The following is a 14,373-nucleotide window of genomic DNA, read 5'->3' as shown; positions in this document are numbered from 1 at the left end:
CCTTTATTTTGTCTGGAATTTATCAAACCTCTCACTTCTACGATTGTTTCATAAGCCCAAATGAGTAAAAATGAATCAATACTATGCACTTAAGGGAATAGCACATGCCAATTGACTCATTGATCACCATCGGTATTTTCGTTGCTCTAGCCATCATCCTCCTCGCGTCTGCGATTAAAACCGTTCCTCAAGGCAACAACTGGACAGTTGAACGCTTTGGGCGCTACACCCACACTCTTAAACCAGGTTTGAACTTAATCATTCCGTTTGTCGATAGAATCGGTCAGAAGATCAATATGATGGAACGAGTTCTCGACATTCCAGCTCAAGAAGTCATTTCTAAAGATAATGCGAATGTCGTTATCGACGCAGTCGGCTTTGTTCAAGTTATCGACGCAGCCAAAGCAGCCTATGAAGTAAACGACCTAGAGCATGCTATTCGTAACCTTACGTTGACTAACATCCGTACCGTTCTTGGTTCAATGGAGCTGGACGAAATGCTCAGCCAACGTGACATGATCAACACCAAGCTTCTCTCTATTGTTGACCAAGCGACTAACCCTTGGGGTGTTAAAGTGACACGTATTGAGATTAAAGACGTTCAGCCACCCGCAGATCTGACTGCAGCGATGAATGCTCAGATGAAAGCAGAGCGTAATAAACGTGCAGAGATCTTAGAAGCTGAAGGTGTGCGCCAAGCAGAAATCTTACGCGCTGAAGGTCAAAAACAATCAGAGATCTTAAAAGCGGAAGGTGAAAAGCAGTCTGCGATCTTACATGCAGAAGCCCGCGAACGTGCGGCGCAAGCTGAAGCAAAAGCAACTTACATGGTGTCAGAAGCCATTGCTAAAGGTGACGTCAAAGCAGTGAACTACTTTATTGCTCAGGGTTACACTGAAGCATTGAAGAGTATCGGCCAAGCAGAAAATGGTAAGATTATCATGTTACCAATTGAAGCAACTGGACTCATGGGCTCCGTTGCTGGTATCGCAGAGATGTTCAAACAAAGTAAAGACTAAGGTCTACTTATGGATTTATTTAGCCTATTGGAAGGCGTTACGTTCTGGCATTGGATTGCGTTTGGTTTTGCTTTGCTAGCGATCGAGCTACTCGGCACTGCTGGCTATTTCTTATGGCTTGGCATATCGGCGCTTATCGTCGGAACCATTTTGTCATTCTTGCCCATCAGTTGGCAGATGCAATGGTTAGCTTTTGCTGCTTTCAGCTTGATGACAACGTGGCTGTGGTGGCGAAAGCAATGGTCGAAAGATCGTAAGAGCGACAGTGCGCGCGATCTTAACCAAAAGCAGAAACAATTAGTCGGTAGTATCGTGACATTAGATGAAGACTTCACGGTGGGGATGAACCGCTTACGAGTGGCAGATACTACTTGGTCTGCTGAATCAGAACACGATTTACCAGCAGGAACTCGAGTCGAAATTATCGCCGTTGACGGTATTATTCTTAAGATTAAACCGGTTTCTCGCTGACTTGTGTCAAAATAATAGGGTGCAAAGCACCCTATTTCATATCTATTCAAACTACTTCTTTTATTTCATTCACTTATTTAAATTAACCACAAAAATTAAGTAATATAAATATTATCAGCATACTCTCTTTTCCTACTCTTACTCAATTATTCAAATTAAATAATTCAGACACATAGAAAAATATAACTCCTTTTTCGAAATCTAAATTTATTTTAAAAAATAAAACACTGTTGAATTTAATTTTGATCTTTCTAGGTCTCTATACATACTTAACGCATAAGCATGTCAATTAAGTGCTTATGTTTTTTTAAGGTAAGTAAGAGGAAGTACTATGAAAAAGACAATAATGTTGTTCGCTGTGGTGTTGTTCTCATCAAGCGTGTTTGCCTACTCAGGCTCAAACGGTAACAGCGCTACAGGGCCTAACGTGCAATGCTATCTACCAGACGGGACTAGCGATTATATGCCAATCGTCTTATGCCAACATCAAAATGGTACGATAAAGAAATAAAACAATTCTAAATTTAAATTGAAAGATCAATTAATTATTCAGCTTAAGCTGGACATTTAATGAGTGAGAGGATTCACCATGAAAAAGATTGCTGCTTTATTTATTGCGTGCTTTATTTTTGCATCTCCAATTTCTTTAGCACAAAACTCAGCGGGACATGCATTCGGTGCCGGCGTAGATTGCACATTTAGTGATGGTACAGTAAAACACTTACCACGTGAATTGTGTACAATATACGGTGGTACATTTAAATAATTAACATTATCAATGGTTTTAACGAAGTTTATCTATTTTATGGGGATAAACTTCGTTGGCCATTAAATGAAAAAACTTAGAACTTGTAGAAGTCAGAACCGATAAATGCATCCCACCCTCTTTGCCATTCCGCTTTAATCATGACTTCTTGAGGTTGACCTGCACATTGGTCAGTATAACGAGTACCTTGAATACCTTTTTCAAACGCTTTGAAAGGATCACAGTACTCCACTTTACCTGCTTCATAGCCCGCTTTGTAGGATGCTTCGTCAAAAGAAACACTCTCTTTTAAGTTCGCTAAAACATCGTTGTCGTAGCGGTAGCCATTTGAGCCGAAACGTTCACCTTGCCCATACCAATACTCGGCTGGAGTTTTAGGGGCAGTGCTACAAGCTTGAAGGGAGAATAATACAAATGGAATGATCAGTGCTTTCTTCATGGTTAGCTCCTTGGTCTCTGAGACAAAAAAAGCTGAGCGTATGCTCAGCTTTTTAGACACTATTTAGTTTATTCAGTTCGCTTATTTAACTGAGAACGGAATTGCTAGTACTAGCTTGAAATCTTCCTCATCTTGGAACAAGTTAGTGTAACCTGTCCAGTTTGGAGCGTTTGTATCATTGTAGTAGTTAGTGTAGTAGAAGCTGATGTGAGCATCTTTAAGTGCGCCAGCTTGGATTGCGTAGTTTGCAAAAACGCTGTATGCGTACTCGCTAAGGTCATCGTAACCTTGAGCAGATGAACCGAAGCCGTATGCACCACTTAGACCAGCACTAAAGCCTTTACCACCGATATCAGAGAAGTCACGAGACACAGAACCAAATACCGCTAGCTCTTCATCGTGGTTAAAGTCAGAACGGTTGTTCCACCAGATTTCGTAAGCACCGTTAGAACCACCGTATTGGCTAGTTAGACGGTAAGACATGTTACCAACGTTTGCTGGGTCACCAGAATCTGCGCCAGTGTATGTCGCTTCAGCACGGTATGAGTACTGACCAGAAGAGAAGCTCGTCAAAAGTGCTAACTGGTATGCAGTGCTGTCGTACTGTTCGCTATCATCAACGATGTATAATTGAGGAGACCAGTATAGACCACCTTCTGTTGTACCTTTCACTTTAAAGTGAGCGTTCCAACGGTCACCATCAGATAGACCACCGTATGCTGCATCTAGAGAGATACCGTTGTCTAGAGTGTAACGACCACCTACAGAGTAAAGTGTACCTGCGTCTTCACCCTTAGTTGTTCTGAATTCGTAAGTTTCTTTGAACCACGGTGCTTTGTATTCAGTCGCAACAACCAAACCTAGGTCAAAACCACCGATTTTTCCGCCAACTTCACCACCTAGGTAAGTACCTGGAGCGAATGACCAGTTAACACCTAGAGAGCTAGGTACAGATGGTTGGAAGTAACCAAGTTTCGCAGTAGCAGAATCACCTAGTTTGAACTTCGCTGCCGCAGTAGCAAATGAAACGCCGTTGTCTGTACAGTCAGTCCATACATCAGAACATGCGCTGTCTTTCGCTTCTTTATCGTATGGGTTGTTTACACCCCAGAAGTTCATTTCGTGGTCTGCACCACCGTTTTGCCACATGTCGAATGTGCTGTAGATAACAACATCAAGACCAGCAACACCGCCAACATAGCCAGAGTTGAAGCCTAGGTTTGCAAAGATAGAACCGTGGTCTAGGTTCGTTACCTTTTTAGTGTCGTTACCATTTGCATCTACATTGCCACGGTCACGAGCACGCATCCAAAAGTTAAGGTTACCGCTGATAGTCGACTCAGAGAAAAACTCTGAAACTGCGCCAGCGTACTCTGGACCTAATGGATCTTCAGCCATTGCTGGAGCAGCAACTACTGCACCCATCATTGCCGCAGAAAGGGCAGATACTTTAAAAAATTTGTCCATGGAAAAAACTCCTAAAAATGGATATAGCTGTATTTTTCTATCTCACCTTAAGTTGGCCGCCGAAGGAGAGAAGTAAATTCCTGAGTGAACCTCAATATTTCTAAATTGGTTCTTTTTAGTTCCTGCATACACACCGTGTATCCACGCTTCTAAGACTAACTTCGCATCTAAAAACATCCAAATGGAACTTATTTTTTTTCTAAAAAAATATGACCAACGCCAAAGTTCCATATAAGTTGTTGATCCAGATCTTATTTTTAACACCAAAGACACAACAAGCAATTAAGCATTTAAAATACAACTACTTAGATAAAAACAACAAAGCTCAATTTGAAGTTGATCGCAGACTTTGGTCTATAGGAGATGAATCGTTGAAGGGTCGATCCTGATCACTGAAATCACTAAACAGCGGAATTAGGAGGTTATTGAGTGACTTTTTAATTGCAAAGAAAAAGCCCCAACTGACTGGCAATTGGGGCTTTTAGGTATTTTTTATCTTTTTTGAGGGGAGTTAATTCATCAAGTTGAGTAAGTCTTGCTCAGTTTGAATCTCAATACCGAGCTCTTGCGCTTTTGCAAGCTTAGAACCCGCGTTCTCACCAGCAAACAGAATGTCTGTTTTCTTCGATACACTACCCGTTACTTTCGCGCCTAGGTTCTGTAATGCTTCTTTCGCTTCTGAGCGACCTAGTTGAGAAAGTGTGCCAGTTAGTACGACCGTCTTGCCTTCCAATGGTAATTCAACACCTTCTTGTGGTGCTGCAATCTCTGGCCAGTTGATGCCTTGTTCTAGCAAGTCACGAACAACAGCTTGGTTTTTCTCTTCGCCAAAGAAAGTCGTAATGTGTTTTGCCACGATCACACCAATGTCCTGAACTTCAATCAATTGCTCTTCTGTCGCTTGCTGAATCACATCCAGATTCTTGAAGTGTTGTGCTAGGTTGGCTGCGGTTGCCTCCCCTACTTCACGAATGCCGAGTGAGTACAAAAAGCGTGGCAATGTAGTGAGTTTTGATTTCTCAAGCGCATTGACAACGTTGGTTGCCGATTTCGGCCCCATACGCTCTAGTACGGTTAAGACACCCGCTGAAAGCTTAAATAGATCAGCAGGTGTTTCCACCATCTCACGATCCACTAACTGTTCAATCACCTTGTCACCCAGACCATCTACGTCTAACGCTTTGCGGGAAACAAAATGCTTTAACGCTTCTTTACGTTGTGCCTGACATACTAAGCCGCCAGTACAACGTGTTACCGCTTCACCTTCGATACGCTCAACGTGAGAGCCACATACCGGACAAGCATCTGGGAAAAGGATTTCACGAGCCGTTTCAGGACGGCGCTCTTTGATAACAGACACCACTTGTGGAATCACGTCACCAGCACGGCGAATCACGACTTGGTCACCGACCATCACTTGCAAACGCTCAATCTCATCTGCGTTATGAAGCGTAGCGTTAGAGACTGTTACACCACCAACAAATACTGGTTCAAGTTTGGCTACTGGAGTAATCGCGCCAGTACGACCAACTTGGAACTCAACTTCATTCAGTGTGGTGATTTCTTCCTGAGCCGGGAATTTGTAGGCAATAGCCCAACGAGGAGCACGAGCGACAAAACCTAAACGCTCTTGAATCGCAATGTCGTCCACTTTGATAACGACACCGTCAATTTCGTAAGCCAAAGCTTCACGACGAGTAAGAATATCTTGGTAGTACGCTTTAACCTCTTCCAAGCTATCGACACGCTTGGTTTCTGGACACATTGGTAAGCCCCACGATTTGATTTGTAAGAATCGTTCGTAGTGACTGTTAGCTAGAGTTGCCCCCTCCACAACGCCAACACTGTATGCATAAAAGCTTAGAGGACGTGAAGCCGTGATACGGGAATCTAATTGGCGTAGGCTACCTGCTGCCGCGTTACGTGGGTTTACAAAAACTTTCTCGCCTTTTTTTCGTGCGTTCTCGTTAAGTTTGTCAAAACCCGCTTTTGGCATAAACACTTCACCGCGCACTTCTAGACGTGTCGGCCAGTCTTTACCTTGTAACTTTAATGGGATGGCACTGATAGTACGTACGTTTTCAGTGATATTCTCACCCGTTGTACCGTCGCCACGCGTTGCCGCTTGTACCAAAACGCCATTTTCATACAGCAGGCTCACAGCTAAGCCATCAAGCTTAGGCTCGCAGCAGTATTGTTTAATGGTATGGCCAACGACACGGTCTTGAGCACGTTTGTGAAAACCATCCAGTTCAGCATCATCAAACGCGTTGTCCAAAGACAGCATTGGCACTTCGTGAGTGACTTGGCTGAATTCAGACAGTGGCTGACCTCCAACACGTTGGCTTGGAGAGTCTACAGTCACCAACTCCGGGTTCTCGGCTTCAATATCCAATAGTTCACGCATCATACGGTCGTATTCTGCGTCTGGAATCTCTGGGTTATCTTCCACGTAGTAACGAACAGCGTGGTAATGCAACGACTCTTTTAATTCTTCTAGTCGCTGAAGTACTGATTCAGACATATTAAAGCCCCGTGTATATTGTTCAATGAGGTTGGGAATCTAAGAAAAAGGGCTCCTAACGGAGCCCTATCATTATTTGGTGTTAAGGTTATGCGCTAGCAGCATTAAACTCAACTATTTGACGTCGATATGAGGCCAATCGATCTGGTGTCATCAAGTTACGTTGATCATCCAAAACGTTACCGCCCATATCGTCAGCAATTTGTTGTGCAATACGCAGCATAAGGTTGAAGTTTTGGTCTGCTTCGCCATAACAAGGTAGCGTCATAAAGAACGAAATACCTTTAGTACTGAATTCAGCTGGGTCACCGTGTTCTAGCGTACCCGGGTGCATCATGTTGGCCACGCTAAATAGCACTTTGCCATTGCCTGATAAATCAACATGACGATGGAAGATATTCATCTCACCGTAAATCAATCCATTTTGCTGCATGCTATCGAACAGCTTAGTGCCGATGAAAGGCTCATCGCCAGCGCAATGAACGTTCAACACAATCACTTGCATTTCAGGTTCTGGTTTTGGCTCTTCAATCACTTCTTCAGCCATTACCGTTGTCGCCTGTACTTCTGGCATAACTGGCGCTTCTGGTACTTCAGGAGCTTCAAAGACTGGTTCAATAATTTCTTCTTCAACAACCGACGACTGTACTGGCTCTTGCAGAACAGGCTCTAGTTCGTCTTCGGTTTTCTTCGTTGCGACAAAAGCAGGGATTTCGCGCTCTTCCTTGTGTTCTTTTTCTCTAACATCAAGAACATCATCGATCAGCGGATCAGAGGCAAATTTGTTATCGAAAGAACTTTCCATCCCAAAGTCAGGCTCTTTACGGTCTTTGCGGATGATTTCGAAATCGTCTTCTGGAGCAGGAACGATTTCACGCTCTTGATCTAGGGAGTCTTTATCCTCTTGGTCAACGTCCAACTTACCAAGCGGCTTGTTACCAAATTTCGCTTTGCCTTCTTTTTTGCTTGTCCACAAACCATGAAATAGCAATGCGGCGATGGCTAATGCGCCAACAACAATGAGTACGAATCGCAATTCCTGCATTATTTACTCTCAATCTACTTGTTCTTACTACTCGCACATCCTTGAGCAGTAACCCAAGTGCAATAAATCCGAATGATGCTTTTACTTTACCAAAACTATATGTAGGTTTAGAACAACTTAATGCAAGAAGTTCCGCTTTTTGTTGTGATTCTTGCCACGATTCCACTTTACAAGACCCAAATTGTTAGGGCATTGAAAGAAAAGCATCCACAGGTACAATGAGTTTTCACTTACAAGAAACAAAATGGATATGAAGTCGAATAATCAGCCTAGAACCGGATTCGGTTACTTCCTATACGGAATTCAAATAGCTCTCTCCCCAGAGATCCGACGTTTTGTCGTCTTGCCGCTGCTTGCCAACATTTTGCTTGTTGGGGGCGCTATCTTTTATTTATTTTCCCATCTCGATGTTTGGATCGAGAATTGGATTGGTAAGCTGCCAGAGTTCCTCTCTTGGCTTACCTATATATTGTGGCCGATATTGGTGTTGACCATTCTGGCCACGTTCTCCTATTTCTTTAGTACATTAGCCAACTTCATTGCAGCGCCTTTTAATGGGTTGTTGGCAGAGAAAGTAGAAGAGTCTCTTACAGGACAAAAAGTCAATGACGACGGCTTTGCGGCACTCATTAAGGATGTACCTCGCGTGATGGCCCGTGAATGGCGCAAACTACTTTACGTGTTACCAAAAGCGATAGGTCTGTTTTTACTCTTGCTCATCCCAGCATTAGGTCAAACCGTTGGACCTTTTCTATGGTTTATTTTCACCGCATGGATGTTAGCGATTCAATATTGTGACTACCCATTTGATAACCACAAAGTCCCTTTCAACGACATGCGTTACAAATTGAAACAAAAGCAAGGTAAGGCCTATGGGTTTGGTGTGCTGGTTTCTGTATTCACGACTATCCCAATTCTCAATCTTATCGTTATGCCTGTTGCTGTCTGTGGCGCAACCGCGATGTGGGTAACCGAATTTAAGCATCAATAATAGGTGTTTTTTTAAACCAATTGAGGAGGACAAATGTGCCTCCTCAGTTATTTTGCGGATTTCTTGACCAACCTCATAAGATATAACTTTTTAATCCTTTTCCCTTTTTTTTATACCGCATATTCTTCTATCCATATTCACAAAACGTGTAATGAAGGAACATCACTATGAGCAAGATCTACGAAGACAACTCTCTTACCATTGGTAATACTCCTCTAGTTCGCCTAAACAAAGTGAGCAAGGGTAAAGTTCTAGCGAAAATCGAAGCGCGCAACCCAAGCTTCAGCGTTAAGTGCCGTATTGGTGCAAACATGATTTGGGAAGCTGAAAAAGCAGGTACGCTCAAGCCAGGTGTTGAGCTAGTAGAGCCAACCAGTGGTAACACAGGGGTTGCGCTTGCATTCGTAGCAGCAGCTCGCGGTTACAAGCTAACACTGACGATGCCTGAATCAATGAGCCTTGAGCGTCGTAAACTTCTGAAAGCGCTAGGTGCAAACTTAGAACTAACAGAAGCAGCAAAAGGCATGAAAGGCGCGATTGCGAAAGCCGAAGAAATCGTAGCAAGCAACCCAGACAAATACCTACTTCTACAACAGTTCAACAACCCTGCAAACCCAGAGATTCATGAGAAGACAACGGGCCCTGAAATTTGGGAAGCAACAGACGGTGAAATCGACGTATTCGTAGCAGGTGTTGGTACGGGCGGTACTATCACAGGTACAAGCCGTTACATCAAAGGTGAAAAAGGCAAAGCCATCACTTCTGTTGCGGTAGAGCCAGCAGAATCACCAGTGATTGCGCAAGCGCTAGCAGGTGAAGAAATCCAACCTGCTCCTCATAAAATCCAAGGTATCGGCGCTGGTTTCATCCCTGGTAACTTAGATTTAGAACTTCTAGACCGTGTTGAGCAAGTAACGTCTGAAGAAGCGATTGAGATGGCTCGTCGCCTAATGGAAGAAGAAGGTATCCTAGCGGGCATTTCTTCAGGTGCAGCAGTCGTTGCGGCAAACCGCCTTGCAGAACTACCTGAATTTGAAGGAAAAACGATTGTAACTGTTCTTCCAAGCTCTGGTGAACGTTACCTAAGTACGGCACTATTTGCCGGCATCTTTACCGAGAAAGAGAACCAACAGTAATATGTGGTCAAATCAATTTTTCGTTTAAAAAAGCCCCGTTCAGGGGCTTTTTTGTTGATCCCTGCCCCACCTTTGGTAATATCAGGGTGTTTTATTTTTAGGTTCAAAATAAAGAATCTAAACCAAAAAGGTTTCAGAGTGATTACGCACGCAAACAGTTGCGCAATCACCAAACTTTTGACTAGTATCAGTTCTGACACGCTTTGAACTCTCCCGTGCTAGCGCACAAGGTGTAAAGCAGTTAAGCTAAAACTCAGTCACAAACTAACAAAAAAATACATTTATTGGGGTATATCACATGTACGAGAAGCAAGTAGAAATCACAGCAGAAAACGGTCTTCACACTCGTCCAGCTGCACAGTTCGTTAAAGAAGCTAAAGCATTCGACGCGGACATCACTGTGACTTCTAACGGTAAAAGCGCTAGCGCTAAGAGCCTATTCAAGCTACAAACACTAGGCCTAGTAAAAGGTACTCTAGTTACTATCTCAGCTGAAGGCCCACAAGCTCAGCAAGCAGTTGACCACCTAGTTGCTCTAATGGACCAACTACACTAATTCGGTCTCCTATTCCAGAAGCCATTTTGTGAAAGCAAAATGGCTTCGTTGGAAATAGGCTCAAAACTAAGCTAATACTATTCGTTAGCGCACCCATTATTCTCCCGTTTTATAAAGTTGACCAACTTAAGGTAAGGCTATGATTTCAGGCATCCTAGCATCTCCAGGTATTGCAATCGGTAAAGCACTACTACTTCAAGAAGATGAAATTGTCCTAAACACAAACACTATTTCTGATGATCAAGTAGAAGCAGAAGTTGCACGTTTCTTTGACGCTCGTAACAAATCTTCTGCTCAACTAGAAACTATCAAGCAAAAAGCGCTTGAAACGTTTGGCGAAGAAAAAGAAGCGATCTTTGAAGGTCACATCATGCTTCTTGAAGACGAAGAGCTAGAAGAAGAAATCCTAGCACTTATCAAAAACGACAAAATGTCTGCGGACCACGCAATTCATTCAGTTATCGAAGAGCAAGCATGTGCTCTTGAATCGCTAGACGACGAATACCTGAAAGAACGTGCAACTGACATCCGTGACATCGGTTCTCGTTTCGTTAAGAACGCTCTAGGCATCAACATTGTTTCGCTAAGCGACATCAATGAAGAAGTTATCCTAGTAGCTTACGACCTAACGCCATCTGAAACTGCACAAATCAACCTAGATTACGTTCTTGGTTTTGCTTGTGACATCGGCGGTCGTACTTCTCACACTTCAATCATGGCTCGCTCTCTTGAGCTTCCAGCTATCGTTGGTACTAACGACATCACTAAGCAAGTTAAGAACGGCGACATGCTGATTCTTGATGCGATGAACAACAAAATCGTTATCAACCCTTCAGAAGCTGAACTAGAAGAAGCGAAAGCAGTTAAAGCTGCATTCCTTGCTGAAAAAGAAGAGCTAGCGAAGCTTAAAGACCTACACGCAGAAACAACTGACGGTCACCGCGTAGAAGTTTGCGGTAACATCGGTACAGTTAAAGACTGTGACGGTATCATCCGCAACGGTGGCGAAGGCGTTGGTCTGTACCGTACTGAATTCCTGTTCATGGACCGTGATGCACTTCCAACTGAAGAAGAGCAATACCAAGCTTACAAAGAAGTTGCGGAAGCAATGAATGGTGAGTCTGTGATCATCCGTACTATGGACATCGGCGGCGACAAAGATCTTCCATACATGGATCTTCCAAAAGAGATGAACCCGTTCCTAGGCTGGCGTGCAGTACGTATCAGCTTGGATCGTCGTGAAATCCTACGTGACCAGCTACGTGGTATCCTACGTGCATCTGCACACGGTAAACTACGTATCATGTTCCCAATGATCATCTCTGTTGAAGAAATCCGTGAGCTTAAGAAAGCGATCGAAGAGTACAAAGCAGAACTACGCGCTGAAGGTCATGCATTCGACGAAAACATCGAAATCGGTGTAATGGTTGAGACTCCAGCTGCAGCAGCTATCGCACACCACCTAGCGAAGGAAGTTGCTTTCTTCTCTATCGGTACAAACGACCTAACTCAGTACACACTAGCGGTTGACCGTGGTAACGAGATGATTTCTCACCTATACAACCCACTATCACCAGCTGTACTTACTGTGATCAAGCAAGTTATCGACGCTTCTCACGCTGAAGGTAAGTGGACTGGTATGTGTGGTGAGCTAGCAGGTGATGAGCGTGCAACACTTCTACTTCTAGGTATGGGTCTAGACGAGTTCTCAATGAGCGGTATCTCTATCCCTAAAGTTAAGAAAGTTATCCGTAACTCTAACTTCGCAGAAGTGAAAGCAATGGCTGAAGAAGCACTTTCTCTACCAACAGCAGCAGAAATCGAAGCAGTTGTAGAAAAGTTCATTGCAGAGAAAACTCAATAATCAACTAATTCCAATGAGATAGGCGGTTAAAAAAAGTCGTCTATCTCGAAAGATTGGTATACTATAATTCGACAGAATTAAATAAAACGTTAGGAGCATGACACAATGGGTCTGTTTGACAAACTTAAGAAGCTAGTATCTGACGACAGCGCTGACGCAGGTGCAATCGAAATCATCGCACCACTTTCTGGTGAGATCGTGAACATCGAAGATGTGCCAGATGTTGTTTTCGCTGAGAAAATCGTTGGTGATGGTATTGCTATCAAACCTGCTGGTAACAAAATGGTAGCTCCTGTAAACGGTACTATCGGTAAGATCTTCGAAACGAACCACGCGTTCTCTATCGAGTCTGACGACGGTGTTGAGCTTTTCGTTCACTTCGGTATCGATACTGTTGAACTTAAAGGCGAAGGCTTCAAGCGTATCGCTGAAGAAGGTCAAACTGTTAAAGCTGGCGACACTGTAATTGAATTCGACCTAGCTCTTCTAGAAGAGAAAGCGAAATCAACGCTAACTCCAGTTGTTATCTCTAACATGGACGAAATCAAAGAGCTGAACAAGCTTTCTGGTTCTGTTACTGTTGGTGAAACTCCAGTTCTACGTGTAACTAAGTAATTTTTTTACTTAGCCCAACACGAAAAAAACGCTGCCATTGGCAGCGTTTTTTATTACCTGAAAACTTTTGTTCCTGAGCGATGTTCATCGCTGCAACCCATTTAACTGAGCAAGCCAAGTGCCGAGGTCGGTCTCTGCTTCGCTTGGGCTAACAATGCGGTAGTCGCGTCTTGCAACACTTGCGAACGCACCATCTCCGTCGATTCTCGAGCAAAATCCGTATCGCGTATCCGCCCTTTAGATTCAGTCACACTCCGGTTCACCGTATTAAGGTTATCCATCGTGCCACTAACCCGGTTTTGGAAGCCACCTATTTCACTTCGATGCGAATCAACATACTTAATTGCCGCGTCAATCACTCCAATTGAAAGCTGTGCCCCGCCAACAGTCGACATATCGATGTCGTCCATTGTGACTAAACCACCAGCACTAACGTCAAGCTCATCCGCTAAACTGCCCTCTAACGTTACACCTTCAGGTGCATTCAGCGTAGAGGCAAAGAATTGCAGTTCATTGTTTTCAGTCACTGAGGCACTCACTATCGATTGCTGCGCATTGATATAAGTAGCAACTTGCTCGATGCGATCTCCTAGCTTGAGCCCAATAGATTCTGTTTGGGTTTGCCCTTTACTGTCTTGGTATTCAAATTTAAGGGTTTGATTATCTTTAGTGACTCGCCAATCTTTATCGACTGCATCACCAACATAATGCTGACCTCCCATCTCCGGGATGTGACTGCGCATATTTCGCAGTGTCAGAGAGATAGAGTTGGCATTCGCACCAATATGGAAGCTTTGCGAGCCGTAAGAGCCATCAAATAGGTTTTTATCTGCAAATGTCGTCGTGATCGCGACGCGATCAAGCTCATCTTGCAGCGCTACGACCTCGTATTGAATACTTTGTCGATCACTTGAGTCATTACTGCCGTTTGCCGCTTGAAGCCCCAGAGAGCGCAAGCGTTGCAATATATCACTGCTCTCATGCAAAGCGCCTTCTGCAGTTTGTGCCACCGAATACGCATCGTGCGCATTTCTCAAGGCGACATCAAGCCCTCTTGCTTGAACATTAAGAGTATTGGAGATTTGCAGACCTGCAGCGTCATCACTGGCGGAGTTAATCCGATAACCCGAGGTGAGGTTTCGCTGAGACTCTATGTTTTGCTCAGCCGCATGACTGAGGTGCCGCTGCGTCATCATCGCAGTGACATTGGTATTTAAAGAGACCATCTAATCGATACGAACTCCTTGTCACCTGCCCTATTCGGTGTACCTAATGCGTGATTTGAATAAGCAAAAAGCCAGGGGTGAGCCTGGCTTTTGTATCGCGTCGTATTAGGTTGATTAACCTAGTAGGCTTAGCGCTGAGTTAGGCGCTTGTTTCGCTTGCGCAAGGATTGAGCTTGACGCTTGCGATAGAATTTGTGACTTGGTCATTTGAGTCGTTTCTTTCGCGAAGTCTGTATCTTTGATACGGCTCTTCG

At 43.8% G+C, this 14,373-nt stretch carries 15 protein-coding genes; 9 read left to right on the top strand and 6 right to left on the bottom strand.

All coding sequences use genetic code 11. The annotated features are described in order from the left end of the window. Positions 1–104: 104 nt before the first annotated feature. The 4 genes from ATB78_RS26035 to ATB78_RS29905 all read left to right on the top strand — a co-directional run bounded on the left by ATB78_RS26035 (position 105) and on the right by ATB78_RS29905 (position 2,256). A complete protein-coding gene (locus ATB78_RS26035; protein ID WP_005436910.1) occupies positions 105–1,019 on the top strand; it encodes an SPFH domain-containing protein in 915 nt (304 codons plus the stop codon). A 9-nt stretch (positions 1,020–1,028) separates the two neighbouring features. Continuing rightward, positions 1,029–1,490, top strand: a complete 462-nt coding sequence (locus tag ATB78_RS26030) for an NfeD family protein (RefSeq protein WP_005436909.1) — start codon at positions 1,029–1,031, stop codon at positions 1,488–1,490. Positions 1,491–1,821: 331 nt separating this feature from the next. Continuing rightward, positions 1,822–2,001, top strand: a complete 180-nt coding sequence (locus ATB78_RS28765) for a hypothetical protein (protein WP_081096654.1) — start codon at positions 1,822–1,824, stop codon at positions 1,999–2,001. 78 nt (positions 2,002–2,079) lie between these two features. After that, the gene (locus ATB78_RS29905; protein WP_173399927.1) at positions 2,080–2,256 is read left to right on the top strand and encodes a hypothetical protein; all 177 of its coding nucleotides are present in this window, start codon (positions 2,080–2,082) and stop codon (positions 2,254–2,256) included. Positions 2,257–2,332: 76 nt separating this feature from the next. Here ATB78_RS29905 and ATB78_RS26025 read toward each other — a convergent pair whose 3' ends face one another. The 4 genes from ATB78_RS26025 to zipA all read right to left on the bottom strand — a co-directional run bounded on the left by ATB78_RS26025 (position 2,333) and on the right by zipA (position 7,731). After that, positions 2,333–2,695 carry a DUF2799 domain-containing protein gene (locus ATB78_RS26025; RefSeq protein ID WP_061010989.1) on the bottom strand — a complete coding sequence of 121 codons (363 nt, stop codon included), beginning with the start codon at positions 2,693–2,695 and terminating at the stop codon, positions 2,333–2,335. An 81-nt stretch (positions 2,696–2,776) separates the two neighbouring features. Beyond that, positions 2,777–4,162 (bottom strand): hypothetical protein, encoded by a 1,386-nt coding sequence (locus ATB78_RS26020; protein WP_005436905.1) that lies wholly within the window; start codon positions 4,160–4,162, stop codon positions 2,777–2,779. A 511-nt stretch (positions 4,163–4,673) separates the two neighbouring features. Then, positions 4,674–6,686 (bottom strand): NAD-dependent DNA ligase LigA, encoded by a 2,013-nt coding sequence (ligA, locus tag ATB78_RS26010; protein WP_061010987.1) that lies wholly within the window; start codon positions 6,684–6,686, stop codon positions 4,674–4,676. Positions 6,687–6,774: 88 nt separating this feature from the next. Continuing rightward, positions 6,775–7,731, bottom strand: coding sequence for a cell division protein ZipA (gene zipA, locus ATB78_RS26005; RefSeq protein WP_061010986.1), 957 nt, complete (start codon positions 7,729–7,731; stop codon positions 6,775–6,777). Between the two features lie 250 nt (positions 7,732–7,981). Here zipA and cysZ point away from each other — a divergent pair, with 250 nt between their 5' ends. From cysZ to crr, 5 genes are all read left to right on the top strand, one after another. Next, positions 7,982–8,722 carry a sulfate transporter CysZ gene (gene cysZ, locus ATB78_RS26000; RefSeq protein ID WP_009707253.1) on the top strand — a complete coding sequence of 247 codons (741 nt, stop codon included), beginning with the start codon at positions 7,982–7,984 and terminating at the stop codon, positions 8,720–8,722. A gap of 167 nt (positions 8,723–8,889) precedes the next feature. Beyond that, positions 8,890–9,858 carry a cysteine synthase A gene (cysK, locus tag ATB78_RS25995; RefSeq protein ID WP_005436896.1) on the top strand — a complete coding sequence of 323 codons (969 nt, stop codon included), beginning with the start codon at positions 8,890–8,892 and terminating at the stop codon, positions 9,856–9,858. A gap of 298 nt (positions 9,859–10,156) precedes the next feature. Beyond that, positions 10,157–10,414: an HPr family phosphocarrier protein gene (locus tag ATB78_RS25990; protein ID WP_005436894.1), complete on the top strand. Its 258-nt coding sequence runs from the start codon at positions 10,157–10,159 to the stop codon at positions 10,412–10,414. A gap of 139 nt (positions 10,415–10,553) precedes the next feature. Beyond that, positions 10,554–12,278, top strand: coding sequence for a phosphoenolpyruvate-protein phosphotransferase PtsI (gene ptsI / locus ATB78_RS25985; RefSeq protein WP_005436893.1), 1,725 nt, complete (start codon positions 10,554–10,556; stop codon positions 12,276–12,278). Between the two features lie 105 nt (positions 12,279–12,383). After that, complete coding sequence (crr, locus tag ATB78_RS25980) at positions 12,384–12,893, top strand: PTS glucose transporter subunit IIA (RefSeq protein ID WP_005425608.1); 510 nt, start codon at positions 12,384–12,386, stop codon at positions 12,891–12,893. Positions 12,894–12,994: 101 nt separating this feature from the next. Here crr and ATB78_RS25975 read toward each other — a convergent pair whose 3' ends face one another. Both ATB78_RS25975 and ATB78_RS28755 read right to left on the bottom strand, forming a co-directional pair. Continuing rightward, positions 12,995–14,119, bottom strand: coding sequence for a flagellin (locus ATB78_RS25975; RefSeq protein ID WP_061010985.1), 1,125 nt, complete (start codon positions 14,117–14,119; stop codon positions 12,995–12,997). 114 nt (positions 14,120–14,233) lie between these two features. Further along, positions 14,234–14,373: flagellin (locus tag ATB78_RS28755; protein ID WP_258184934.1), on the bottom strand; the 140-nt coding region annotated here is incomplete at its 5' end.

It is taken from the genome of Vibrio sp. CUB2, assembly GCF_001557945.1.
GTDB lineage: Bacteria > Pseudomonadota > Gammaproteobacteria > Enterobacterales > Vibrionaceae > Vibrio > Vibrio owensii.
This window is presented reverse-complemented; position numbering and strand designations above follow the sequence as displayed.

Bases quoted from the DNA above. Each gene is read 5' to 3' on its own strand.
- ATB78_RS28765 (WP_081096654.1), top strand. From the start codon at position 1,822: ATGAAAAAGACAATAATGTTGTTCGCTGTGGTGTTGTTCTCATCAAGC.
- ptsI (WP_005436893.1), top strand. From the start codon at position 10,554: ATGATTTCAGGCATCCTAGCATCTCCAGGTATTGCAATCGGTAAAGCA.
- cysK (WP_005436896.1), top strand. From the start codon at position 8,890: ATGAGCAAGATCTACGAAGACAACTCTCTTACCATTGGTAATACTCCT.
- ATB78_RS26025 (WP_061010989.1), bottom strand. From the start codon at position 2,695: ATGAAGAAAGCACTGATCATTCCATTTGTATTATTCTCCCTTCAAGCT.
- ATB78_RS29905 (WP_173399927.1), top strand. From the start codon at position 2,080: ATGAAAAAGATTGCTGCTTTATTTATTGCGTGCTTTATTTTTGCATCT.
- crr (WP_005425608.1), top strand. From the start codon at position 12,384: ATGGGTCTGTTTGACAAACTTAAGAAGCTAGTATCTGACGACAGCGCT.
- ATB78_RS26035 (WP_005436910.1), top strand. From the start codon at position 105: ATGCCAATTGACTCATTGATCACCATCGGTATTTTCGTTGCTCTAGCC.
- cysZ (WP_009707253.1), top strand. From the start codon at position 7,982: ATGAAGTCGAATAATCAGCCTAGAACCGGATTCGGTTACTTCCTATAC.
- ATB78_RS25990 (WP_005436894.1), top strand. From the start codon at position 10,157: ATGTACGAGAAGCAAGTAGAAATCACAGCAGAAAACGGTCTTCACACT.
- ATB78_RS26030 (WP_005436909.1), top strand. From the start codon at position 1,029: ATGGATTTATTTAGCCTATTGGAAGGCGTTACGTTCTGGCATTGGATT.
- ATB78_RS25975 (WP_061010985.1), bottom strand. From the start codon at position 14,119: ATGGTCTCTTTAAATACCAATGTCACTGCGATGATGACGCAGCGGCAC.
- zipA (WP_061010986.1), bottom strand. From the start codon at position 7,731: ATGCAGGAATTGCGATTCGTACTCATTGTTGTTGGCGCATTAGCCATC.
- ligA (WP_061010987.1), bottom strand. From the start codon at position 6,686: ATGTCTGAATCAGTACTTCAGCGACTAGAAGAATTAAAAGAGTCGTTG.
- ATB78_RS26020 (WP_005436905.1), bottom strand. From the start codon at position 4,162: ATGGACAAATTTTTTAAAGTATCTGCCCTTTCTGCGGCAATGATGGGT.